At 37.2% G+C, this 25,247-nt stretch carries 18 protein-coding genes; 3 read left to right on the plus strand and 15 right to left on the minus strand.

Annotation, left to right across the window (positions count from 1 at the left end):
- Positions 1 to 73 precede the first annotated feature (73 nt).
- Positions 74 to 499 carry an 8-oxo-dGTP diphosphatase gene (locus IGJ52_RS06800; RefSeq protein WP_438791985.1) on the plus strand — a complete coding sequence of 142 codons (426 nt, stop codon included), beginning with the start codon at positions 74 to 76 and terminating at the stop codon, positions 497 to 499.
- A gap of 139 nt (positions 500 to 638) precedes the next feature.
- Complete coding sequence (locus IGJ52_RS06805) at positions 639 to 1,649, plus strand: hypothetical protein (protein WP_438791986.1); 1,011 nt, start codon at positions 639 to 641, stop codon at positions 1,647 to 1,649.
- Between the two features lie 317 nt (positions 1,650 to 1,966).
- Here the strand turns inward: IGJ52_RS06805 and IGJ52_RS06810 are convergent, their stop codons facing one another.
- From IGJ52_RS06810 to cls, 9 genes are all read right to left on the minus strand, one after another.
- Positions 1,967 to 3,400, minus strand: coding sequence for an FAD-binding domain-containing protein (locus tag IGJ52_RS06810; protein WP_202521248.1), 1,434 nt, complete (start codon positions 3,398 to 3,400; stop codon positions 1,967 to 1,969).
- Positions 3,401 to 3,532: 132 nt separating this feature from the next.
- Positions 3,533 to 4,414, minus strand: a complete 882-nt coding sequence (locus IGJ52_RS06815; protein WP_002378272.1) for a helix-turn-helix domain-containing protein — start codon at positions 4,412 to 4,414, stop codon at positions 3,533 to 3,535.
- Positions 4,415 to 4,729: 315 nt separating this feature from the next.
- Positions 4,730 to 6,151 carry a family 1 glycosylhydrolase gene (locus tag IGJ52_RS06820; RefSeq protein WP_202521250.1) on the minus strand — a complete coding sequence of 474 codons (1,422 nt, stop codon included), beginning with the start codon at positions 6,149 to 6,151 and terminating at the stop codon, positions 4,730 to 4,732.
- A gap of 16 nt (positions 6,152 to 6,167) precedes the next feature.
- A complete protein-coding gene (locus tag IGJ52_RS06825) occupies positions 6,168 to 8,021 on the minus strand; it encodes a beta-glucoside-specific PTS transporter subunit IIABC (protein ID WP_002420183.1) in 1,854 nt (617 codons plus the stop codon).
- 3 nt (positions 8,022 to 8,024) lie between these two features.
- On the minus strand, positions 8,025 to 8,882 hold the full coding sequence (locus IGJ52_RS06830) for a PRD domain-containing protein (protein ID WP_002420182.1): 858 nt from the start codon (positions 8,880 to 8,882) through the stop codon (positions 8,025 to 8,027).
- 226 nt (positions 8,883 to 9,108) lie between these two features.
- The gene (locus IGJ52_RS06835; RefSeq protein WP_241708586.1) at positions 9,109 to 9,270 is read right to left on the minus strand and encodes a hypothetical protein; all 162 of its coding nucleotides are present in this window, start codon (positions 9,268 to 9,270) and stop codon (positions 9,109 to 9,111) included.
- A 107-nt stretch (positions 9,271 to 9,377) separates the two neighbouring features.
- On the minus strand, positions 9,378 to 10,787 hold the full coding sequence (locus tag IGJ52_RS06840) for a glycoside hydrolase family 1 protein (RefSeq protein WP_010715218.1): 1,410 nt from the start codon (positions 10,785 to 10,787) through the stop codon (positions 9,378 to 9,380).
- Positions 10,787 to 12,667, minus strand: a complete 1,881-nt coding sequence (locus tag IGJ52_RS06845; protein WP_002420179.1) for a beta-glucoside-specific PTS transporter subunit IIABC — start codon at positions 12,665 to 12,667, stop codon at positions 10,787 to 10,789. Before IGJ52_RS06845 ends, IGJ52_RS06840 begins: the two co-directional genes overlap by 1 nt.
- 282 nt (positions 12,668 to 12,949) lie before the next feature.
- Positions 12,950 to 14,410: a cardiolipin synthase gene (gene cls, locus IGJ52_RS06850; protein WP_425144084.1), complete on the minus strand. Its 1,461-nt coding sequence runs from the start codon at positions 14,408 to 14,410 to the stop codon at positions 12,950 to 12,952.
- A gap of 180 nt (positions 14,411 to 14,590) precedes the next feature.
- Here cls and IGJ52_RS06855 point away from each other — a divergent pair, with 180 nt between their 5' ends.
- The gene (locus IGJ52_RS06855; protein WP_002361848.1) at positions 14,591 to 15,142 is read left to right on the plus strand and encodes a DUF2179 domain-containing protein; all 552 of its coding nucleotides are present in this window, start codon (positions 14,591 to 14,593) and stop codon (positions 15,140 to 15,142) included.
- Positions 15,143 to 15,200: 58 nt separating this feature from the next.
- Here the strand turns inward: IGJ52_RS06855 and IGJ52_RS06860 are convergent, their stop codons facing one another.
- From IGJ52_RS06860 to parE, 6 genes are all read right to left on the minus strand, one after another.
- Entirely contained in the window at positions 15,201 to 16,085 is an 885-nt protein-coding gene (locus tag IGJ52_RS06860) for a DUF1803 domain-containing protein (protein WP_438791987.1), read from the minus strand.
- Between the two features lie 71 nt (positions 16,086 to 16,156).
- Positions 16,157 to 17,083, minus strand: a complete 927-nt coding sequence (locus IGJ52_RS06865; protein WP_002360265.1) for a manganese-dependent inorganic pyrophosphatase — start codon at positions 17,081 to 17,083, stop codon at positions 16,157 to 16,159.
- A 95-nt stretch (positions 17,084 to 17,178) separates the two neighbouring features.
- Complete coding sequence (gene pflA, locus IGJ52_RS06870) at positions 17,179 to 17,943, minus strand: pyruvate formate-lyase-activating protein (RefSeq protein ID WP_002357530.1); 765 nt, start codon at positions 17,941 to 17,943, stop codon at positions 17,179 to 17,181.
- Between the two features lie 76 nt (positions 17,944 to 18,019).
- Positions 18,020 to 20,266 (minus strand): formate C-acetyltransferase, encoded by a 2,247-nt coding sequence (gene pflB, locus IGJ52_RS06875; protein WP_002357529.1) that lies wholly within the window; start codon positions 20,264 to 20,266, stop codon positions 18,020 to 18,022.
- Between the two features lie 289 nt (positions 20,267 to 20,555).
- Positions 20,556 to 23,018 carry a DNA topoisomerase IV subunit A gene (gene parC, locus IGJ52_RS06880; protein ID WP_002357527.1) on the minus strand — a complete coding sequence of 821 codons (2,463 nt, stop codon included), beginning with the start codon at positions 23,016 to 23,018 and terminating at the stop codon, positions 20,556 to 20,558.
- A gap of 12 nt (positions 23,019 to 23,030) precedes the next feature.
- A complete protein-coding gene (gene parE, locus IGJ52_RS06885) occupies positions 23,031 to 25,088 on the minus strand; it encodes a DNA topoisomerase IV subunit B (RefSeq protein WP_010816532.1) in 2,058 nt (685 codons plus the stop codon).
- Between the last annotated feature and the right edge of the window lie 159 nt (positions 25,089 to 25,247).

Here is a 25,247-nt window from a genome sequence, read left to right on the forward strand (position 1 = left end):
AAATTCTTAGTTGAATCTCTCTCTGTTTTTCTGTATCGTAACCTTAACGAAGGAAAAAATGATGAGGTGCCAAATGAAGCAGAATTTTGAAGTGGAATTAACAACATTATGTATGATTAGAAATCAGAAAAATGAAATCCTTGTGCAGGAACGACAAAAAAAGGATTGGCCTGGTTGGACGTTCCCTGGCGGACATGTTGAAAAAAACGAGGGCATGGAAACAGCCATGGTTCGCGAACTCCTTGAAGAAACAGGATTAGTGCTGAAACCACAATTAGTAGGTGTTGCAGAATGGCTGAATGATTGTTCGGGTGCGCGGGAATTAGCCACATTATTCATTGCAGAAACAGCGGATGAACTACCAGAAGAAACGGAACAACCCTTGTTTTGGGTCACTGAAAAAGAATTGCGAGAAGGTCCTTTAGCTGGCAGTTTAGCAGAACTTTTCCCAGTATTTTTTGGCGAAAAGCAATTTTATTTTAAAAATAATACAGCTTAATGATTCAAACCTAAAAGATTAAATCAATCCCACTTATTAAAAGAGAGGAAATCTAAAATTAAACATTGCTATTTATAAGCAATGTTTGCTATTCTTAATAAAAGGGAATTAATTTTTTATATAATGAGGGGGAAAAAGTGTGTTAAAAAGAAAAGTGGGGATTATTACAGGCGTTTTCTGTTCAGCTTTGTTACTGACAGGCTGTGGCAAAAGTGCGAAAGATGAGTTCATTCAAGGGATCAGCAATCAAAACGCACAAGAATCTGGGGTTTGGGATTTCTCTATGTCAATTAGTGACATGAAATTTTCACAAGAAGATAGTGCACAAACGAATCCTATGATTGGGATGCTCATCACGCAAATCAAAGACGCATCGCTTTCTGGGAAGATTCAAGTAGATGCCAAAAAAGAAAAAGCATTCAACTTAGAGATGAAATTAAAAGCGATGGGCATGGATGTACCGATTTCATTGGTTGGATCATTAGATAACGAGGGCAAAGAGCCAAAACTCTATTTAGCAACAGATATGATGGAATATATTGTCGCTGTCGCAGACTCAATGACTGACGGTGCTATTGATAGTTCTCAGTTAGATACAGAAAAACTAAAAGGAAAATACATTGATCTTTTAGCCATGAACGAGGAAAGCGCGAAAGAATGGCAAGATACAATTAAAGAGACTCAAGAATCTGAAGAAGATCTTAAGCAAACGATGGAAGAATACAAAGAGTTTTTAGAAGGATTAGATAAGGATACGTTTGAGAAAAAAGGGGATACCATTACCCATACGTTTACAAAAAAAGAATTACAAAAGTTAATCAAAATTACGACAGAAACATCTGAAAAAGGTAAAGAACAAGATCCTTTCGAAAAAATCAAAGATGTTTCTGCCAAAGTTTCTGTTAATACAAAAGAAAATAAAACAAATATGTTGATTAATGTGAAACCGCAGCAAGACAAGAACGTTGACATGGGACTTGAATCATTATCTAGTAAAATTAGCATTACACAAAAAGCCAAAAAAGCGACGATTTCAATGCCTAAGAAAGAAAATATTTTATCAGAACAAGAAGTTGAAAAAATATTTTCCGATAGCACCTCTATGACAGGTCTATCGACAGAAGACACGACTGTTGCAATCAATCAATAACCATGAATTAATGCTTTGTATAACTTGCTGCCTAAATTATGCTAGGTCTTTTTTGAATAAAAAACTGCAGCAAACAATCAAAGAAAATTTAATTAACAAACATAATTTTTATAACGTAAATGACAAAACCAGTCTAGATAACTAAAGACTGGTTTTGTTTGATTTTCAATGCTTTTTACTCTACTTTGTATAATGTATATTATGTAAACTAGAATAAAATAAAAAACTTTAGCCGATAAATTGCCACTTCTCCTTTCGACTAATCAATTCACCCAACTAACCTTACAGTTGTTTGCTAAGCTAGTTGGGTTTACTGTTTATTGAAACCTTGGATTGTTCATTTCTTGATGAATTTCTTTGCTCGCTTCATATAGAAACAATGTTTGTTTTTTACTTGATGCATAATCGACAATGGGTTTTGGATAATTTTCTCCTAAATGTACATGATATTGCGTTTGTAAGGCTTCGTTCATTAGATTTGGTTGATGAATATACTTTTGTGGCACTTGAATAAGTTCTGGAATATATTTTTTGATAAACTGGCCGTCATTATCAAATTTTTTTGACTGGATAATTGGATTAAAAATCCGAAAATACGGGACAGCGTCCGTTCCCGTTGAAGCAGCCCATTGCCAGCCACCGATATTATTGGCGGCATCATAATCAATCAACATTTTTTGAAAGTATTTTTCACCCCAACGCCAATCGATGTGCAAATTTTTAACTAAAAAAGAGGCAGTTATCATTCTTAAGCGGTTGTGCATCCAACCAGTTTGATTCAGTTGTCGCATGGCAGCATCAATTATAGGGTACCCCGTCTCCCCTTTTTGCCACTTGACAAACATTTCTGGGTCATTTGCCCATTGAATATAACGAAATTTTTCTTGAATAGCTTCCTCTTTTTGTTGTGGAAACGTACTATAGATCATATTGTAAAAGTCGCGCCAAGCTAATTCTTTTTTGAAGGTTTCTTTACTTAAGCTAGAAGGCGCAGATGCAAGCTCTTGCCAAATGGTGCGAATCGAAAGTTCTCCCGTTCTTAAAAAAGTAGACAGATGACTCGTTTGATCCTGATAAGGAAAATCACGCTTATTTTCATAGGATTGAAGTTTTTGATCAATAAAAGTATTTAAGCACCTTCTGGCTGTTTTTTCGCCGACACTATAGTGTTTTAAAGGAATCCTTGCAATCTGTTCACGATAAGCTGCTTCCTCTTCTGGAAAAAGACACGCACTAAAAATTTTTTCAGCTGTATAGGAAACAGGAATCGGTGTTTCTTTAGGCGCCTCTTTCCATTTATTGTAATAGGGCGTAAACACTTGGTACTTGCTGCCATCGTTCTTCTTAATTTCTTCAGAGCCATGCAAATAGGCATCTTGAAAAGAGAAAGACTGAATATTATTTTCTTCAAAAAAGCGCATAGCTTGCTGGTCCCGCTTTGCCCCAAAGCCACAAGTATCTTCATTAAAATAAATGGCCTGCCAATCGGGTAATTTGCGTTTCAAACGTGAAAATAAATCTAACGGTTCGCCGACCATGATTTGTAAATGTGCCTCTTGATCGATTCGTTCTTTAAACGAGGCTAAACTTGCAAAAAAAGCGTTATGATTAGCACTTTCTTGAATAAATTGTTGAGGATTCATTTGGAATAATAAAATCAATTCATCAGCTGCAGAATTTTGTAACGCGTGTGCTAATGCTTTATTATCTTGTAATCGTAAATCACGTCTAAACCACATTACTCTTTTCATTTTTAAATCCTCCTAAATACTTCGTCTTGCTTATCGTAACCGTGACTGCTGATTTTTAAAAGTAACTTGCCTAGACTTTTCAAAAAGCCAACAAAAACTGGGTTTTCAGCTTTTATCGGCTTTTTGATTAAATTAATAGGAAATATTAAAAGCTTTCATATCTTTCTCAATATATTGTAGGACTTCTGTATTGCCAAAAAATTGTGTAAAATAATAGGCTTGGCGATAGTCATCGGCTGTGTCTTCCCCGAGCATTTGTTTGTTAAAGGCTTTTTCATATAAAAGATAATCTAGCAAATAAATGGAGTGTTTGTCACGACAAATCTGAATCCCTTTTTCGCTTAAAATGACACTTTTTTGGTAATCTTTTATTTCCGAGTAGAATTTAGCAGAATTATAATAAATTCTACAACGCTCCAAGGAACATTCTAATTTAAATTGTTCCAATTCTTGTAATGATTTTTCGTAATACACTTGCGCTTTTCTCATATCTTTTTCCAGTTCGTATAGCGTACCTAGCGCATTCAGGCTTAAAATGTTGTAAATATTGACTTTACGGTCAATTTCCGCGCCCCGGTATAGGTAAAACAAGGCCTCTGCTTTATCTTTTTTTCCTAATAAACAAGTAATTCCCTTATAATATAACAATTTAGTCGTTAGTTCATTATTAGATAAGATAAGACCTTCAGGCACTTCTTGTAATAATTTGTAGGCCTCTAAGTGAAATAACCGTAAAGATAAATCCTCGACTTTGTTTAGTAGATTTTCAATTTTCTTTTCTTCAGAAATCATCATGCATTCTTCTACTTCTAAATCTAATCGGAGGCAAATAGATGAGAAAATATCTAAACTGTCACATAGATTACGGTTTTCAATATTACTAATTGTTGCTTGCGTACAGATGCCGTTAGCCAGCTCTGATTGTGTGATTTTTTTAAGTTTTCTCGCTTGTTTTATTTTGTCTCCTGCTACCTTCACGAACAGACCTCCACTTGTATTATTATGTAAATTCATTAAAAGATGTTATACTTTGATTATCAATTAAAGGAGGTACATGCTATGTTTGATTTACTTGCATTATTGACTGGAACATCAACTTATGGCAACGTTCCCCATGTTTAATTAGTCAATGCGTGTCAAGTATGGTCTTCCATACTTGGCATGTTTCCTTTAAAACTGACTCAATCATACTACAAACGGATAGACAAATACAACCGAAAATTATTGGTTTTTTCTTAAGAAAAAGAACAGCAAGAAGTATTCATCACTTCTTGCTGTTCTTTTGTTTAGTTAGGTGTATTTAGATTTAAAATAATTTGTTTCTTCTTTTTAACAACCTTGCGGATAATCTCTAATTAATTGTTGATACCAATAAAAAGAATCTTTCCGATAACGGTCTAATGTTCCTGTACCATCGTCATGTTTATCCACGTAAATAAAGCCATAACGTTTTTTCATTTCACCTGTTGTAGCACTGACTAAATCAATCGGTGCCCAAGTTAAATAACCAATTACCTCAATAAAATCTTCTGTCATGGCTTTTTGGACTTGCTCAATATGTTGTTGCAAATAGTGAATACGATAGGTGTCATGCACAGTGCTGTCTTCAAAAACATCAACAGCCCCTAAGCCATTTTCCGTTATCATAATTGGTAACCCATAACGTTGGTAAAGCATGTTTAATAAATAACGAATGCCCATAGGATCAATTGCCCAACCCCATTTAGAAACCTCTAAATGAGGATTTTGAGTACCGCCCCATAAAGAACTTTCAGCGGTGTCATCTCCTTCAAATTTCGCAACTTCGCTAGCATAGTAGTTTAAACCAATCCAATCAATTGTACCTTCAGAAAATGCTTCTTGGTCTTCTGCTGAAATAGTAATACGGAGTCCGAGTTTCTCGTATTCCTTTTGTTTATATAGTGGAAAGGCCCCATTGCACATTGCATCTATCTGATAAAAATCACGAGTTGTTTGTTTTAATGAATTTAACGCATTTGTTGGATGGCAATCTTTGGCATAAGCGGGTGTCAAACCAAAAACACAACCAATTTGGAAATCAGGATTAATTTTATGACCTAATTGAACAGCTTTTACTCCGGCCAGTGTCATATTATAGCCGATTTCGGCTAACACTTGTGGCCGATTTTGGATTTTACCGTATTCTAAACCTGTCAAAATATAGGTGAAAGGTTCAGAAGCGTTTGAGGTCGGATCGAGGTGATTCATTTCGTTAAATGTAGACCAATAAGTAACCTTCTCTTTAAACGATTCAAAAACCGTCTGACAGTAATGCAAATAACAATCAATAACTTTTCGATTTTTCCATGAACCATATTGTTTGACTAAATGAACTGGCATTTCAAAATGATACAAAGTGACAATTGGTTCGATTCCCTGACTGAGTAATTCATCAATGATTTGATGATAGAAAAACAAACCTTCTTCATTCGGTTCGGTTTCATCTCCTTTTGGAAAAATTCGTGACCAATCAATAGAGATACGAAGTGAGGTAAAACCCATTTCCGCAAATAAGGCGATATCTTCCTGATAGCGATGGTAAAAATCAATGCCAGTGTGTGAAGGATAATATTTGTCTGCCTCAATGGTTTGGGTGATTTCTCGTGGCTGATCTACAGCACCCACTGTAACCAGATCCATGATTGCTAAGCCTTTGCCGCCTTCTTGATAAGCGCCTTCTAATTGATGAGCGGCGATACTGCCGCCCCATAAAAATTTTTTGTTTTTCATGATCGGTGTCTCCTTTTTATAATACAATATTTAGCATTTCTTGATCATACGAAGCACATTCTCCTGTAGTTCCGATAACATCTAAAAATTCATTTGTATTGGTAATTACACAAATAACAGTATCTGAAAGACCCTGTTGGCGAATGTAATCAAAATCAACGGTGACTAATGATTGTCCTTGTTGAACATGCTCGCCTTCTGTCACATGGACAGTGAACCCTTTACCATTTAAAGAAACAGTATCAATACCGATATGAATCAACAATTCGACACCATCTGCATTTTTAAGTCCGATGGCATGCTTTGTCGGGAAAACAGAAACAACTTCGCCAGAAAAAGGGGCAACCACTTCGGTATCAGTTGGAACGATACCAACGCCTTTACCTAATGCTTCTGTTGAAAAAGCCGCATCTTCTACTTCACTTAGAGGGATGACGGTTCCTTTAATTGCTGCAAAAACAGGATTTTTGGTCAGTAGTCGTTCTTTTTGTGTTGTTTTGTTAGTCGTTGTTTCTTTAGGTAGTTCTTTTTCTTCTGATGGAATCCCTAGGATAAACGAAGCAACCGCTGCACCGACAAAACCGACAATTACTGCGATTAGCATAGCCATAAAGTTCTTCGTATCATTTGTTTTGCCTAAATAAGAAGGCAAACTAGTTAGGCCCCACACATAGCCATAAGTTTTGACTTTCAACAGTCCAGCAATTAGTCCTCCTAAACCACCGCCAATCATTACAGCGATAAACGGCCGGCGGAATTTTACGAATACACCATAGACAGCAGGTTCCGTCACTCCCATCAATGCAGTAAAACTAACTGAGCCAAATAATTCACGTTGTTTTGCTTGACGAGCACGCAGGAAGTAACCAAACATGGCTCCCGCAACAGCAATATCTGAAATTGTTGAAGCATGTAAAAAGATGCTATCATAACCTTGCTCGCTTAACATTTGCATAATAACTGGCATAACGAAATTACCAGCACCCAGTAAAATTAAGAATGGTTGGCAAGCGGCATATAAGGCTGTGACAGCCCATGAACCAACTGTATTTTGTAAAATATCACAAACGAAGAACAACGCATCACCAATCCATGTACCTAATGGTCCAAAAATTAATAATGTCACTGGTAAGGTAATCAGCATAATTAGTAATGGATTTAAAAAATATTGCAAGGCATCAGGTATCCATTTTTTAAAGCGCTCAGTTAAAATCCCCATAAACCAAACACCTAAAAAGATTGGCACAAAACTATTTGAATACGTAATTTGTGGTAAACCTAACCCAAAAATACTTAGACCTTTTACACCGTCAATTGAATCAGACAATAACGTAACCGCTAACAAAACGGCTAAATAGGGACTCGCTTTGAGACGTTTAGCTGCCGATGCTGCAATAAACACTGGTAAAAATTGAAAAGCAGCAGTACTAATCGTGTTTAACACAATGAACGTGGAGCTATCTTCTTGGATAATTCCAAGTAATTTAAATAATGATAAAAAGCCTGCCAAAATCCCGGCAACAAAAATTGGTTCGATTAAAGGTGTCATTGTTTCACTCACGACATCCACAATTGCTTTGAATGGATTAGTCTTTTTCTTTGGTGCGTCTGTAGTTGTTTCTCCTATTCCTAACATAGGTAATAATTCTTGATAAATATCTTTCACCTGTGTTCCGACAACGACTTGATAAGCCACATTATTGTCGATAACGTCAATCACTTGTTTCATTTCTTGGATTTCGGCTGTTTGGGCTTTACTACGATCTTTTAATTGAAATCTCAAGCGCGTGACACAGTGTGCAACACTATCAATATTTTCTGGTCCACCAACTAAGACAATTAATTCTTTTAAAAATGTTTCATATTTCATTTTCTACACATCGCTTTCTTTTCGCTTTTCTGTTCGTTCAGTCATGCGATGAATGTGCATCATTAAGTATGTTTTTTCATCTTCAGAAATCAGTTTTCCAAAAGTGCCAATGACATACAATTCGATTTTTTTCACCGCACCATAAGCTTCTGGGTAGAGCTGTGAAATTTGTTGATATAACTCAGAATCGTTTTCACTATACGTATCATTGGTTAAAATCCGTTGGACGAAGTATTGTAAATGCTGCATGAAACGCGTGTAATTAATGGATTCATGATTCATTGGCGCACCAAAATGGTATTGAACGATGGACACAATATCTTTCATAATTTCTGTGACTTTTTCATTCTCTTGGCTATTTTGTACAGCTTCTTGGATATTTACCAAATGTAACGCAATTGAAGCAGCTTCGTCTTCTGGAAATGAAACGTTGTATTCTTTGTTTAATCGTTCCACCACTTCTACTCCTAATTGATAGGACTTCGGATAATAGCGCCGTACTTCCCAAAGAAGAGGATTGGAAATATATTGGCCTTTCTTACCACGTTTCAGGGCGTAATCAATATGATCTAAAAGCGTTAAATACAGGTAATCAGTTGCTTTTTTTTGAAAAAGCTCCTCCGCTCGTAAAATAATGCTACGAACAATTTCAAATAATGATTCTTCTGTATTCGCTAACAAATAACTAAAATGCTCTAAAACATCTGCCGAGTCTAACACAAAGACTTTGTCTACTTCTTCTTTAGAAACTGATTGGCCTACTTTTTTTCGAAAAGCAATTCCTTTAGAATAGACGATTACCTCATTGGTTCCTTTTGTTAAAATCGCTACATTGTTATTTAGTATTTGTTTGACTTTCATATAACCCCTTCTTCCTATAAAAAACCGCGAAAAAAACTCAACAAACAAACTGTCATCCTTAACCCGTGTAAAGATTTATAACAGTTGTCTGTTGAGTTCTGCCTGGTCGAACCAGTGACATACTCTTTTCTTGCAACCCCTTGTTGCAATCGTTTTCTTCTTACCCTTATAGTAACAATTTTTATTCGAAATTACAACATCTTTTTGTCTGTTTTATCATTTTCCCTTAATTCCAAAGCACAGAGATTAAATAATACAACAACATGATCCCTACAAATACACCGAGCATTAGTGAAACATACCACCAATTTTTGGCGCTATAGGTTTCATTTTGATTTTTTTCGGTTCGTTTACCTGCAACCCATTTCCATAAATCGTAATTATTCATCTCTCTCACCACCTTTAACGGGTTTATCAGTAAGCCTAACACGGAACGACAAAACTTGAAAACAAAAGGATCACCCGCTTATGCCAACGGATGATCCTTTTTGGTCATTATTCTTCTGGTAAACCGTTATTTTTAATCACTGATTGGTACCAATAAAAACTATCTTTTTTAATACGTCGTAAATCTTTTAACTCATGGTCTTCACGATTGACGTAAATAAAACCGTAGCGTTTTTTGAATCCTTGATGAGAACTTAAAATATCCATGACCGACCAAGGGCAATAGCCAAACAACTCAACACCGTCAGAAATAGCCGCATGACAAGCAGCAATATGGTCATGCAAATACGCAATTCGATAGTCATCATGAACTTTTCCGTCCTCTGTTAGGCGATCTGGTGTGCCTAAGCCGTTTTCTGTAATGATTAACGGCAAACGGTATTGACGATAATAATCATTTAAAACTAAACGTAGACCAGTTGGATCAATTTGGGCACCATACTTAGAGGTTTTTAAATGTTGATTTTTTTCGATTTTAAAATAACCGTATAGATCAAAATCAATGTCCTTTTCTTTCGTACCCAATGGGTGTTGCTCATCTGTCGGTAAATAGCTAGCGACTAACGTCCGATAATAATTAAGAGCGATAAAATCTGGTTTAGCGGCTTTCAAAATTGCTTGATCTTCTGGCTGTGTTTCGGGATAAATGCCGCATTTGGTCAAATACTCTTGATAGTAACCAGGGTATTCGCCAAAACAATACATTTCTAGAGCGTAATTCGTTTTAAAGTTATCATTCATACGAGCCGCCCAAACATCTTCAGGCTTATTGGAACTAGGATAAGTCATCGTTGAGGAAACAGAGGGACCGACTTTTCCCCCAGCGACCAATTGGTGACAATCATTCGTCGCTAGCGCATGGGCAACAAACATATGGTAATCCATTTGTGCACGAATTTTTTCAGCATTTTCTGGTGCAACATCGTACATATTCATTCGTTCATCGACACGAATCATTAAGTTTTGTTCGTTTGTAACCTGCCAATTTTTGACTCGATCACCAAACGCTTGATAACAAACTTGCGCATAGTGTTGAAATGCGGAAACGCAGCGACGATCCGCCCAACCATTGTATTTTTCCACCAACGCAAAAGGTAAATCAAAATGATACAGTGTGACAAACGGCAAAATATCGTTTTCTAAAAGTGTATCAATGACGGCATTATAAAAATCGATGCCGGCTTGATTGATTTCGCCATCACCTGTTGGAATGATTCGTGCCCATGAAAGAGAAAAACGATAGGTTTTTAAGCCTAATTCTTTCATTAACGCAATGTCCTCTTTGAAACGATGGTAAAAATCGCTGGCGACTTTCGTATCTGCTTGTACAGCTGACTTTTTAAAAGAATTGTAATCAGCAACTGTTAGGCCTTTGCCGTCCTCATTCCAAGCTCCCTCAATTTGAAAAGCGGAGGAAGAAGCGCCCCATAAAAAATCGTTCTTAAATTGTTTAACCATTAGTTTTGCTCCTTTACTTGCATGAAAAATAAATTTGTTTGTGGTGTAATCTCTGTTTGTTTGGTTGTCTCAATTATAGCCATTTCCGCAGTATTTGTTACGATGACTAAGACGGTTGGATCATAACCAGCAGCTTGGATGATTTGTTTATCAAAAGAGAGCAGTTTCTGTCCTAGTCTGACCCTTTCTCCTACTTTTACGAACGTTTCAAATCCCTGCCCTTTTAATTCGACGGTATTGATTCCAATGTGAAGGAGGATTTCAGCACCATTGTCTAACTTTAAGCCAATTGCATGATGAGTTGGATATAAAGCCGTCACCTGCCCATTTCCTGGAGAAACAATTTGTTCCTCTATCGGATAAATAGCTAGTGTTTTTCCCATTTGTTGAGAAGCAAAGACTTCATCGTTGATTTGGTCTAAAGATACGAGTTGTCCTTGAAGAGGTGCTTGAATCCGTTGCTTTTCTTTGACTGTCGTTGCCTCTGTCTTTAGGACTGGTTCTTGACGTGACTCGTCAAGCGGTAAATCATTAAAGCCTAGAAAAATCGTTAATAGAAATGCACCAAAAAAAGCAATACCACAACCTAATAAATAACAAATAAAGGCTTTGGTTCCTGCTTCTGCGTAAACTGGGATGGTCAAGAGTCCTTGGTTAGCGAAGGCTGTCCCATAGGAGCCGCCCCAGCCCATTAAGGCCCCACCTGCTGCTCCGCTAGCCACCGCATAAATCATCGGTTTTTTTAGCCGCAAGTTTGCACCATAAATGGCTGGTTCTGTGATACCAAATAATGCAGTCACTGTTGCAGAGGCAGCAACGGCTTTCAAGCCTTTATTTTTTGTGCGGACAAACACGCCAAATGCGGCGCCCGCTTGAGAAAAGTTCGCTGCACCAGCAAACGCTAGCAAATTTTGCCGACCTGTTCGAGCGACATCATTAATCCCAATTGGTACAAGTCCGCGGTGAGCCCCAAAAATGACTAAGACACACCAAATTCCACCGATAAAACCGCCTAACAAGATGGGACTCAAATTCATTATATAATAATACAACCAATTTACGCCGTCACCTAAATAAATCCCTATCGGTCCAAATAATAATAAAGTGGCTGGAATCATTAAAAGTAATGATAGCGTAGGAACCATAATAATTTTTAGAACTTCTGGAATCACTTTTTCCAAAAAGCGTTGCACATAAGCTAAAATAAAAATTGCAAGAATAATAGGAATTACCGTGGAAACATAATTGGCTTTGGTCACATGTAATCCAAACAAGGTAACCGCTGATTCTTCAGTCATTAATGAAACGATGGTCGGATAACATAAGGTGGCACCAATTACCATAGCGATATATTCGTTTGTTTTGAAAACCTTAGCAGCTGAATAACCTAAAATAACTGGCATAAAATAAAAAAGTGCATCGGAAGCGGCGCTTAAAATAATATACGTATTCAAAGGTTTTAAATCGACCTGGTAAAAATTGTTTGCGACCATCACAGCAATAGCTAGAATTCCTTTTAACATGCCTGAAGCGGCAATTGCTGGTACGACAGGCGTGAAAATCGCGGCAACAGTATTTAAAATTCGATTGCCTAATGAATTTTTTTCTTTTATGGATGTTTTGGTCGTAAGTTGCTGAGCCAACAAAGGTTCTAAAACATTATAGACATGCGCGACTTTATTGCCTAAAACCACTTGATACTGCCCGCCACTTTCAACAACAGAAATGACACCTTCTGTTTGTAGTAAGGCTTCTTTGTTCACTTGTTTCGTGTCTTTCAATACGAAACGCAATCGTGTATAACAATGTGTGACATCCACGATATTGTCTTTGCCACCTACGTCTTTCAAAATTTCTTTTGCTATTGCTTGGTAGTCCATGGTGACCACTCCTTATCTATAAAATAACAGCTCAATAAAAAAGATCAAATCACACATGCACGTTTCAGCAAACACACTCAATATTTGCTCGTCGTGAATGTCCCTTTGATCTGATCTACGTAATAACTATGTTTCTCACGATAGAATAGCTGATTGAATTTATTTTTAATTTACCATTATTTAGAGGGATTATCAATGAATTAGGTAGACCACCTCAGTGTTTTGTTACTAAAATCAGCAGTGAAAATAGTAGTTTACTACATTCACTGCTGATTCATTTGATTACAAGACTGGGGACAACAAGCGTGAAAAGTTTTGCTTGAAGCGTAGCCAGTACCCTTGTTTTTTAATTATCTCGTCGGTTAGTAAGACACTTTTTTCTATATCTTCTTCAAAGACTTGCGCTAACATCCACGCAATGTCGGGATTGTAAATAAACGTACTTACCTCAAAATTCAATGAATAACTGCGAATATCTTGGTTTGTTGTGCCAACCATAGCTAATTCATCATCAATCACCATTGTTTTTGCATGAATAAACCCACTATCATAAATATAAATTTTAATGCCGCGTTTGTGTAAGTAATTCGCGTAATATTGTGTTGCGCGGTAAATAAAGGGATGGTCAGGCATACAAGGAATCATAATTCGCACGTCGACACCTGAACGAACCGCCACTAACAACGCATTAATCATACTATCGTCAGGGATTAAATACGGTGTTTGAATCCAGACACTCTTTTCTGCAGAAAAAATCATCCGAACAAACCCGCTTTTCAAAATTTCTTCTTCTGAATCAGGACCATCTGAAACAACTTGTAAGGACAAATGCTCCACTTCATAATCTTCTGGTAATTTAAAATATTTTTCATGATACGTCATACGTTCTTCAGGATATTTGACTGAAGCATTCCAATCCATGATAAATATCTCTTGCAATGAAAATACGGCCGTCCCGACCAAACGAATATGGGTATCTCGCCAGTAACCAAATTTTTCGGTGACATTCAAATATTGATCCCCAACATTGAACCCGCCGGTCCAGCCAATTTTCCCATCGATGACAACAATTTTTCGATGCAAGTGATAATTTAGACGTGTTTTACGGATCATATCGCGAGAAGTAATAAAGGGAGCTACTTTTCCTCCAGCGTCAACGTAACGAGCAAAAAACTTTTTATTTGCGCCGGGTGAACCCCAAGGATCGTAAATTAAGTAAACTTCCACGCCTTCATGCAACTTTTCGATTAATACATCTAAAAATTGATTACCAATTGTGTCATTAAAAAACGCATAATACTCCACATGAACGGTTTCTTTCGCTGCACGAATATCTTCAAATAATGCTTGGAATTTTTCTTGGCCATCTGTGAATAATTGCAAACTATTTCTTTTGGCCAACGGTGATGCGTCCATATTCCGGAAATAACGATTTAAAACTTTCGCATCATAAAGTAAATCATAACGTTTATCGCGCCCTGCTTTTTTGTTATCAACGTCCACTTTTTCTTTAATTCGTTGAACCATTTGTTTTTCATCATCAGACAATTTAAAAACTTCTTGTCCATCGATACCTCGCCCACAGAATAAGTAAATAATAAAGCCGATACCAGGCAAGAAAATCAACGTCATCATCCATGCTAAAACGCTGGAAATACTACGAGGCTTTCTAAAAACAGTAATTAAGGCAGCAATAACGTTAATTACTAATAAAAATAACAAAATCCAAACAAAAATTTTCATCGCTTACCTCCTTCTTACTTCATACTAAGATTATATCAAATAACAGTTAAATTAGGCGAATAATATGAGCGAGTATTCAAAAAAGAATTCATTTCTATAAGTGTTTCGCCTTTGATTCTCAGTTTTTCTGTACTATAATGAGGGCTGGATGTAAAGATTTTGAAAAGAGGTACTTATTTTATGGTTGTTGATTTGAAAATGTTAGCTATGATTTTTATCATTAATTTTGCGTATATTACCTTAAATACTATTCGTTTTATGTTAACGATGAAAGGTTATCGGGTTATTGCACCGCTGGTTAGTATGGCTGAAATAACAATTTATGTCTTAGGGCTAAGTATGGTTCTGAATCGGTTAGACAATCCTTTAAATTTACTTGTTTATGCGCTTGGTTACGCTGTTGGCATTAGTGTAGGAATTAAAATCGAAGACTATTTGGCCTTGGGTTATATTATGGTATCGGTTATCCTCCCTTCTACTACTGAACAATTTCATTTACCAGAAACACTTCGTGAACACGGCTATGGTGTTACGCAAAGTGTCGCCTACGGACGCGAAGGAGAACGAATGGTTTTAGAAATTCTTTCCCCAAGAAAAAACGAACGTACATTGTACAAGTTAATCAATCAATTAGAGCCGAGAGCATTTATCATTTCCTATGAGCCTAAGTTCATTTCCGGTGGTTTTTGGACGAAAAAAGTTCGCAAAAGAAATGACGCCATTTCTCACTAAGAAGCGGCGTCATTTCTTGTCATTGATTTTTAGTTTACATAATAAAATTATAGTAACTTTAATTTATTCTAAGATAACTTAGAGAGTTCGTACCTAGTTGCTCAATCAATTGTTGCATAAAAACTAAGCGTTCGATGGCCGATCGGTTAGCAATTTTTTCATAATAAAATGCTAGAATATCCGACTGTGCTTCTAAAGGCTCGGCTTGTTCCGTTGCTACTGGTAAAAGGAGTTTTAAGTGGTCCTGGTCAATCGTAATCACTTGGGTCAAGTGCAAACTTTCTTGAAAAATATTAGGCACAGTACTGACTTTGCGGCCTCGCAGAGCTTGTTTAATAACTCTTCTCGCTTGTGAAAGATAGTATTCAGGATTTACGTCTCCTAGCAAGTCATATAAAGCACTGAAGGCTTCTGGCAAGGATTGCTCTTTGCCCAAGTAATCAAAATAACGAGGCATTGTTGGAACCTCTGTCTTTTCTTTTTCAAGCGTAATTATAGATAGTTGTGCCGAGGCCAATCTTTGTTTTTGATAGAATGAGGGGCCACCGCTCACGCCAAAAAAATAGTCTTCCTCTTCTGGAAACACTTGTGGCCAAAAAGATTCAGCTAGCCAAAATAATTGCTCTGTTACAGTTCCTTTAAACTTAGGAAGTTCTTCTTCAGCCAAGGTCAAACTCGCAACTTCAGCTGCCGTATAAATAGGAAAATTCAAACGATATTGACGATTTTCCCGAATGATTAACTGACAATCAATCATTTCTGATAAAAATTGTTCTAACTTGCCTTCTGTTGCAAAGGCCGCTTTTAATTGTCTTAAAATGATTCTTTCTTCCCGATGTTCATACATAAAAGTAACAAGAGGGAAAAAAAGTGATTGGTTGAGCAAATGATTGTATTGTTTCGTTTGTTGCGGAGAATGATAGTAAATTGCTAAATCATTCATGTTAACGCCCCTTTACTATTGAAGCGCCTAAGCAACAAGGAATTTATCGCGTTGCTTAGGCGCTTACGGTTTTAGTTAAAGACTTCTGTTAATTGTGGTACTACTTGTTTTTTACGAGAAACAACGCCTGGTAAGAACGCACGATTGTTAACTAATGTTACATTGAATGCTGCTTCAATTTTGGCTTGTTCCGCACCAATCGCTAATAATTCAGAATCACTGTCTAGGATATTCGTAATAATTAAGACAAACAAGTCATAATTATTGGCTGCATTTTCTGCGGCCATAGCTGCTTCTAATTCAGCTTGACGATCTAAAACTTCTGCTAAATCGACGGTATTTACTTGGGCAACGCGAACTGTTTTGCCGTTCATTGGGAAGCTCTTAGCATCTAAATCTAAAAGAACTTCAGCTGATTTATCGCTTAAATTTGTTCCTGCTTTTAATAAGTCAAGACCATAGCCTTCTAAATTAATTTCAGCAATATCAGCTAGGGCGTGCGCTGCATCGATGTCTTCTTGTGTGCAAGTTGGTGATTTAAATAATAATGTATCAGAAATAATCGCTGAGACCATCATACCAGCAATTTGAGCTGGAATTGTCACGTTATTTTCTTTAAACATTTTATAGATGATTGTACTGGTACACCCTACTGGTTCTGCACGATAATACAATGGATCTGCTGTTTCGAAGTTGGCAATCCGGTGATGATCCACTACTGCTAAAATGTTTACTTCAGCGATATCTGAAATGCTTTGTTGGAATTCGTTATGATCCACTAACATGACTTGGTTTGTTTCGCTAGCTGCTTCAGTGACAACACGTGGTGCTTCAATATTGAAGTAATCTAAGGCATATTGAGTTTCTTCACTTGGTGTTCCTAAAGCGACAGCTTCTGTCTCTTTTCCTAATTCTTTTTGTAAGTAAGCAAAACTAATTGCTGCTCCGATAGCATCTGTATCAGGATTTTGGTGTCCAAAAACTAAAATTTTTGACATAATACACACTCCTTGGTTTTGATTCACTCTTAATGATAACAAAAAATAGAAAAGAAACAACAAAAAAATTGTCTTCTTTTCTATTTTTTCGTTTGTTAACGTGCTAGATAACCTTGATAGTCCTCGACATGTAGTAGTTTTTTCGCATTTTCAACACGATCATTTTTAGGAGGCTCAATTCCTTCTAATGGATAAGGAATACCTAGTTCTTCCCATTTGTACTTGCCCATCGTATGGTAAGGAAGCACTTCAACTTTATCTACATTGTTTAATGTTTTTATGAAGGCATCCAGACGGATTAAATATTCGTCGTAATCACTACGTTGAGGCACCAATACGTGGCGAATCCAAACAGGTTTGTCAATTTCAGATAAATAGGTAGCCATCTCTAAAATATTATCATTTGATTGCGTTGTTAACAGTTTATGCTGCTCGTTATCAATATGTTTGATGTCGAATAAGAGTAAATCTGTGTACTTCATCAATTCATCAAATTGACTAATGAAGGGTTCTTCCCGAGTAAAAGGCTTGCCACACGTATCTAAGGTTGTATGAATGCCTTGTGCTTTGGCTTTTTTAAATAAATCGATCAAAAAGTCCATTTGCAATAGCGGCTCACCACCACTGACAGTGATACCACCCTTTTCGCCCCAATAAGAGCGAAAACGTAATGCTTCCTCTAATACTTCGTCAGTCGTCACCACACGACCACCGGAACCAATTTTCCAAGTATCTGGATTATGACAGAATTGACATCTCATGCGACACCCTTGTGTAAATACAATAAAACGGACACCTGGGCCATCAACGGTACCAAAATTTTCTGTTGAATGAATTCTACCTGTAACTGGTGTTGTCATAATGATCCCTCTTCTTTCAAACGAAAAGGATGACACGTTAAATGTCACCCTTTCAGTTAAATAATGTAAATGTTTTTTATAGTCTGTCGTGTGAAGTTCTTGAAATAACGTCTGCTTGTTGTTCAGGAGTTAAGTCACGGAATTTCACGGCATATCCAGATACACGGATAGTTAAGTTTGGATATTTTTCTGGATGTGCTTGTGCATCTAATAATAATTCGTTTGTAAATACGTTTACGTTTAAGTGGTAACCACCTTTATCGAAGTAGCCATCTAATACGTTACGTAAGTTGTTAATTCTTGTGTCGTCGTCTTTACCTAAACCATTAGGGTTGATGGTTTGTGTATTAGAAATACCATCTAAAGCGATTGTATATTCTAAACGAGCTGTTGAGTTTAATGAAGCTAACAAGCCATTTTTCTCACCTAAGAATTTACCGTCTTGATAACTTGGGTTCGCACCTGGTGCAAGAGGTTTGCCGGCCCGACGTCCGTCAGGCGTGTTCCCTGTTGCTTTACCATAAACAACGTTTGAAGTGATTGTTAATAATGAAGTCGTTGGTTTAGAGTTACGGTATGTGTGTTGACGTTTAATTTGTGTCATAAAGTAATCTAAAATCCAGTTAGCCATTGCATCGGCTTCTTCGTTATCGTTTCCGTATGTTGGGAATTCTTTTGTTGGTACATAATCAATTGCCATACCATCTTCGTCACGGATTACTTCTACTTCACCGTGTTTAATTGCCATGATACTATCAGTCGCATGAGAGATTCCGGCAATACCAGTTGCGAATGTCCGTTGTAAATCAGTATCCATTAAAGCTAATTGTGGTGCTTCATATGCATATTTATCATGCATGTAATGAATAATGTTTAATGTGTTAACATACAATTCAGCTAACCAGTCTAAGATGTCTTTATAGCGTTCCATGAATTCATGGTAATCTAATTTGTCACCAGTCATTGGACGATATTTTGGTGCTACTTGCATTTTAGTTTTTTCGTCGACCCCGCCGTTAATTGCATAAAGAACAGCTTTCGCTAAGTTCGCACGAGCGCCGAAGAATTGCATATCTTTACCCATAACTGTTGCAGAAACACAACATGCGATTGCGCAGTCGTCAGAACCCCAGTTTTCACGTAATAAGTCATCGTTTTCAAATTGGATAGATGAGCTTTCTTTCGCGATTTTAGCTGCATATGTTCTGAAGCCTTCTGGTAAGTGAGAAGAATACAATACAGTTAAGTTCGGTTCTGGAGATGGTCCCATGTTTGTTAAGGTGTGTAAGATACGGAAGTCATTTTTGGTAACTAATGAACGACCGTCAATACCCATACCAGCAATAGATAATGTTGCCCAAATTGGATAACCAGAGAATAATTGGTTGTATTCTGGTGTCCGTGCAAATTTAACCATACGTAATTTCATGATTAAATGGTCAATCATTTCTTGTGCTTCAAATTCAGTGATTAAACCAGCTTCTAAGTCACGTTGGATATAGATGTCTAAGAATGCTGAGATACGACCAATTGACATTGCCGCACCATTTTGAGATTTAATGGCACCTAGGTAACCAAAGTATAACCATTGGATTGCTTCTTGCGCATTTGCAGCAGGACGAGAAATATCGAAACCATAAGAAGCAGCCATTTGTTTTAAGTCATTTAACGCACGGTATTGTTCAGAAATTTCTTCACGTAAGCGAATAACATCGTCTGTCATTTCTTTGTTACCAGTGTTATCATGATCTTTTTTCTTTTGTTCCATTAAGTAGTCGATACCATATAATGCGATACGACGATAGTCACCGATAATACGGCCACGGCCATAAGCATCTGGAAGACCAGTAATGATTTTGTTTTTACGTGCTAAACGCATTTCAGCTGTGTAGGCATCAAAAACACCTTGGTTATGTGTTTTTCTGTATTCTGTGAAGATTTTTGTCATTTCTTCGTCAGTTTCATAACCATTTGAAACTAAGGCATTGTTCGCCATTTTAATACCACCGAATGGCATAAATGCTTGTTTTAATGGTACATCTGTTTGTAAACCGACAATTTTTTCTTCTTCTTTGATTAAGTAACCAGGTTCATGTGACGTAATAGTTGCTGGGATATCGCTATCCATGTCATAAACGCCATTTTTTTCATGTTGGATTTCAAATAATTCTTGTAGTTTTGTCCATAATTTGTCAGTGCTCGGAGCGATTGGTTCTAAGAAACTGTCGTCGCCTTTGTACTCTGTGTAGTTGTTTTGAATAAAATCACGAGTGTCAACGCTTGTTCTCCATTTGTCGCCTTTAAAGCCTTCCCATTGTTTCATGAAGTGTTTGCCTCCTTAGTTAACTGCTACTTGATTGTATGTAACAGCTTTATGTGATTAGTATAACACATAACCTTTTAGATGCAAGCGTTTTTTTATTATTTATTGCACTTTCTTAATAAATAAATGGGGAGCGAAGATTATAAACGCTGATATATAAACATTTATACTTGTGAAAATAAGAACGATTTATAGTTGTTATCACTTGTGAAAAATGTACTTCTGTATTAAAAACAGCAGCCATCTGTATTAATACAGATGGCTGCTGTCGAGATATTTATAACACAGTTTAGTTTGTTTGCTCTTCTTCAATCACTGCAGAATGCATCTCGTGGACTTCCATTACTTGGCCATCTTTTTGTTCATCGATGACAAAGGAACCGTTGGATGTTCGTTCACTGATTGGATAGTTTTTCGACTGAATAACTTCTTGTGTGCCTTTTTGCGTAGTAACTAATAAATCTAAATCGGTACTTTCAGACATAAAGACAACACGATGTGGATTTTTCTTCAATTCCCGTAAGACCATTAATCCACGTTTTGCTCGTCCTAATTGTGTTAATTCTTGGGCTAACATACGTTTAACACCGCCACGTTGGGTAACGATGACAATTGGTGTATCCCCTTCAGAATGAACCAGTAAACCATTAACGACATAATCGTCTTCTTTGAGGTTCATTGATTTAACTCCAGCCGCTTTACTACCCACGACTGGTACTTCATATAATGGATAACGTAAGCCAAAACCGCGATTGCTAACGAGGAAAACATCCAATAAGTCTTGATCATTTGTTAAATAAACATTGGTAATTTCATCTTGGTCTGATTTTAATTTCATACAAGATGTCGGGCGGCTCTTATAAGTGCGCCAAGGCTCAAAATCAGCCATTTTGGTTTGTTTAATCATGCCAGCTTTTGTAATGAAAACAAAGGTTTTTGTCGGACTTAACTCTTTATAAGGATATACAGCAATAATCGATTCATCGATAGCAAGATTTAAAATGGTTTGAGAAATATGTTCGCCAATTTCTTTCCAGCGTAAATCTGGCAACTCATGGACGGGGCGATAGATCATATTCCCTTTATTTGTTACTAGTAAAAGATGATCTAATGTATTGACTTCGCCAGCATATAGTAAAAAGTCGCCTTCTTTCATGCCGATTTCTTCTGGTTTTGATGCTGTATAAGAACGAATACTACTCCGTTTGATATAGCCTTCGTGCGTCACGGTTACGACCACGTCTTCCTGTGCAACTAACACGGCTGTTTCAATCTTGATTTCTTGGATTTCCTCTTCAATTTGAGTTAAGCGAGGATTGCCATATTGCTTTTTAACTTCGCGAAGTTCTTTTTTCATGACTGAGAATAGTTCTTTTTCATTGTTTAAAATGTTCAATAACTCAGCAATTTGTTGCTCTAAAGTTTTTGCTTCTTCTTGTAAATCAGTAATATCCGTATTGGTTAAACGGTATAGCTGTAAAGTAACGATTGCTTCAGCTTGTTCTTCAGTAAACGCATAGTCGGATACTAAGTTCTTCTTCGCATCTTTTTTATCTTTACTGCCACGGATTGTTGCAATCACTTTATCTAAGATAGACAATGCTTTAATTAAACCAGCAACAATGTGCTCACGTTTGCGAGCTTTGTCCAACTCAAATTGACAACGGTTAATGATAACTGATTTGCGGTGCGTAATGTAACTTTCTAAAATCCGTTTTAGGCCCACTTGTTGCGGGGTCATGTTGTCGATGGCTACCATGTTAAAGTTGTAATTGATTTGCAATTCAGTGTTTTTAAATAGATAATTTAAAATACCTTCTGCATTGACATCTTTTTTTAGTTCAACAACAATTTGCAAGCCAGTTCTGTCACTTTCGTCACGAACTTCGGCAATGCCGTCTACTTTTTTATTTAAACGGATTTCATCCATCTTCTTCACTAGCGTTGCTTTATTGACTTCGTAAGGAATTTCAGAAATGACAATTTGTTGTTTGCCGCCTTTTAAGGGCTCAATCTTTGTCTTCGCACGTAAAATTACTTTACCACGGCCGGTTTCGTAGGCTTTTTTAATTTCTGCTTTTCCTTGTAAGATCCCACCTGTTGGAAAATCTGGTCCTGGAATGTATTCCATTAATTTCTCTAAACTTGCATTAGGATGATCAATTAAATACACGGTCCCATCAATAATTTCCGCTAAATTATGTGTAGGAATTTCTGTTGCATAACCTGCTGAAATCCCCGTTGAGCCATTTACCAATAAATTAGGATATTTGGCTGGTAAAACAGTGGGTTCTTTTTCTGTATCGTCAAAATTCCAGACGAAATCGACGGTATTTTTGTCGATATCTTTTAACAACTCACCACTTAACTGTGATAAACGAGCTTCTGTATAACGCATCGCCGCTGGCGGGTCGCCATCCATACTTCCGTTGTTTCCGTGCATTTCAATTAGTACTTCCCGTAATTTCCAGTCTTGACTTAGACGCACCATCGCTTCATAAATACTACTGTCGCCATGGGGATGATAATTCCCCATAATGTTTCCGACAGATTTTGCCGATTTACGAAAGCCTTTATCAAAGGTATTGCCGTCTTTATTCATTGAAAAGAGAATGCGGCGTTGTACTGGTTTTAGCCCATCTCGAATATCTGGTAGGGCCCGTTCTTGAATGATGTATTTGGAATATCTTCCAAAACGATCGCCCATTACTTCTTCAAGGGTTAATTCTTGAACTTCTTGGCGTTTTTCCAAAATTGTCACTCCCTACTCTATGTCAAACAAACTGATTTCAGTGTCATCGGTTTGTTCTGCTTCTTTTGTTTTTTCCGCATCTAAAAGACTTTCTCCTGTTGGTGCAGAAGTGTCTTCTTCTGAACGATCTAAAATACTGCCATCTTCTTCCAACGTAAATTGAACATGTTGTTCAATCCATTTTCGACGAGGTTCGACTTTGTCGCCCATTAATGTGGTCACACGGCGTTCTGCTTGAGCTGCATCATCAATCCGAACACGAATTAAGGTTCTAGTTTCAGGATCCATCGTTGTTTCCCAAAGTTGTTCTGCATTCATTTCCCCCAGACCTTTATAGCGTTGGAGCATATAGCCTTTACCAACTTTATCAATCACTTCTGCCAATTCACCATCGGTCCAAGCATACTCAATGACTGATTTTTTTCCAGTTCCTTTAGAAACTTTATAAAGAGGTGGTAAGGCAATATAGACTTTGCCGGCTTCAATTAATGGTTTCATATAACGATAGAAGAACGTTAATAGCAACACTTGAATATGGGCACCATCGGTATCCGCATCGGTCATGATGATGATTTTATCATAATTACAATCTTCAATTGAAAATTCAGGACCAACGCCTGCGCCAATTGTATAGATCATAGTATTGATTTCTTCGTTTTTCAAGATGTCTTGCATTTTCGCTTTTTCCGTATTAATGACTTTTCCTCGTAGCGGTAAAATGGCTTGAAACTTCCGATCGCGTCCTTGTTTTGCTGAGCCACCAGCCGAGTCTCCTTCGACAAGATATAATTCATTTTTCTTAGGATTTCTGGATTGAGCCGGTGTTAATTTTCCAGAAAGTAACGATTCACCTTTTTTCCGTTTTTTACCGTTCCGGCTTTCTTCACGGGCTTTACGAGCCGCTTCACGGGCTTCACGGGCTTTAATCGCTTTCCGAATTAATGATTGACTCATTTCACTGTTTTCTTGTAAATAGAAGCCCATTTGTTCGCCTACGACGTTGTCGACAACGGTTCTTGCTAAAGGTGTACCTAATTTTCCTTTGGTTTGGCCCTCAAACTGTAGTAAGTTTTCTGGTACTCGAATAGAAAGGACGGCTGCTAAGCCTTCACGGAAGTCGCTACCTTCTAAATTTTTATCTTTTTCTTTTAATAGTCCTACTTTACGTGCATATTCATTGTACGCCTTTGTCATTGACGTTTTCATACCGACTTCGTGGGTACCGCCATCTTTTGTGCGGACATTGTTAACGAAAGATAAAACATTTTCAGAATAGCCATCGTTGTATTGATAGGCTAATTCAACTTCAATACCTTCTTTGGAACCTGAAAAATAAACAACGGGTGTTAATGTATCTTTTTCTTCATTTAGATAGGCAACAAATTCTTTAATGCCTTCTTCGTAGTGAAAGACTTCTTCTTTGGGTTCTTCCCCACGTTCATCTGTTAAAGTAATTTTGACGCCTTTTAATAAGAAAGCTGATTCTCTCAAACGTTCTGCTAAAATTTCGTAAGAAAAATTTGTCGTAGAGAAAATGGTGTCGTCAGGTAAAAAAGTAACGGAGGTGCCGTTGCGTTTTTTTGTTTTACCGATTTTTTTTAAGGTACCAACTGGTTTACCGCCGTCCTCAAATCGTTCCATGTATTCTACGCCATCACGAACAATATGAACTTCTAACCACTTAGATAAGGCATTAACAACACTGGCACCCACCCCATGGAGTCCGCCTGAAGTTTTATAGCCACCTTGGCCAAACTTACCACCCGCATGTAAGACAGTAAAAATGACTTCTACTGTTGGGATACCAGAAGCATGCATCCCTGTTGGCATTCCGCGGCCAGAGTCTGCAACACAAATACTATTATCTTTTTGGATAGTTACGTTGATTTCATTCCCGTAGCCAGATAACGCTTCATCGACTGCGTTATCGACAATTTCATAGACTAAGTGATGGAGTCCACGGCTATCGGTTGAACCGATATACATACCAGGTCTTTTCCTCACTGCTTCTAATCCTTCTAGGACTTGGATAGAGGCATCATTGTACTCATTGTTAATTTTTTTAGCCAAAGAAAAAACTCCTTATACTTAGATTCTCGTTTAGTTAATAAGCGTACATTAACTATTTCTTAAAGAATTAGAAGAAGAGTGAGCCGGTTTCTTGCGTTTTCCGTTCGCTCCTTCTAAAACCATCATTACAATAATACTCTATCTGGGTCAAAAAAAAAA

This window comes from Enterococcus sp. DIV1758, assembly GCF_051711985.1.
Classification (GTDB): domain Bacteria; phylum Bacillota; class Bacilli; order Lactobacillales; family Enterococcaceae; genus Enterococcus; species Enterococcus faecalis.

Bases quoted from the DNA above. Each gene is read 5' to 3' on its own strand.
- IGJ52_RS06800 (WP_438791985.1), top strand. From the start codon at position 74: ATGAAGCAGAATTTTGAAGTGGAATTAACAACATTATGTATGATTAGA.
- IGJ52_RS06810 (WP_202521248.1), bottom strand. From the start codon at position 3,400: ATGAAAAGAGTAATGTGGTTTAGACGTGATTTACGATTACAAGATAAT.
- IGJ52_RS06815 (WP_002378272.1), bottom strand. From the start codon at position 4,414: ATGAATTTACATAATAATACAAGTGGAGGTCTGTTCGTGAAGGTAGCA.
- IGJ52_RS06820 (WP_202521250.1), bottom strand. From the start codon at position 6,151: ATGAAAAACAAAAAATTTTTATGGGGCGGCAGTATCGCCGCTCATCAA.
- IGJ52_RS06825 (WP_002420183.1), bottom strand. From the start codon at position 8,021: ATGAAATATGAAACATTTTTAAAAGAATTAATTGTCTTAGTTGGTGGA.
- IGJ52_RS06830 (WP_002420182.1), bottom strand. From the start codon at position 8,882: ATGAAAGTCAAACAAATACTAAATAACAATGTAGCGATTTTAACAAAA.
- IGJ52_RS06835 (WP_241708586.1), bottom strand. From the start codon at position 9,270: ATGAATAATTACGATTTATGGAAATGGGTTGCAGGTAAACGAACCGAA.
- IGJ52_RS06840 (WP_010715218.1), bottom strand. From the start codon at position 10,787: ATGGTTAAACAATTTAAGAACGATTTTTTATGGGGCGCTTCTTCCTCC.
- IGJ52_RS06845 (WP_002420179.1), bottom strand. From the start codon at position 12,667: ATGGACTACCAAGCAATAGCAAAAGAAATTTTGAAAGACGTAGGTGGC.
- cls (WP_425144084.1), bottom strand. From the start codon at position 14,410: ATGAAAATTTTTGTTTGGATTTTGTTATTTTTATTAGTAATTAACGTT.
- IGJ52_RS06855 (WP_002361848.1), top strand. From the start codon at position 14,591: ATGGTTGTTGATTTGAAAATGTTAGCTATGATTTTTATCATTAATTTT.
- IGJ52_RS06860 (WP_438791987.1), bottom strand. From the start codon at position 16,085: ATGAATGATTTAGCAATTTACTATCATTCTCCGCAACAAACGAAACAA.
- IGJ52_RS06865 (WP_002360265.1), bottom strand. From the start codon at position 17,083: ATGTCAAAAATTTTAGTTTTTGGACACCAAAATCCTGATACAGATGCT.
- pflA (WP_002357530.1), bottom strand. From the start codon at position 17,943: ATGACAACACCAGTTACAGGTAGAATTCATTCAACAGAAAATTTTGGT.
- pflB (WP_002357529.1), bottom strand. From the start codon at position 20,266: ATGAAACAATGGGAAGGCTTTAAAGGCGACAAATGGAGAACAAGCGTT.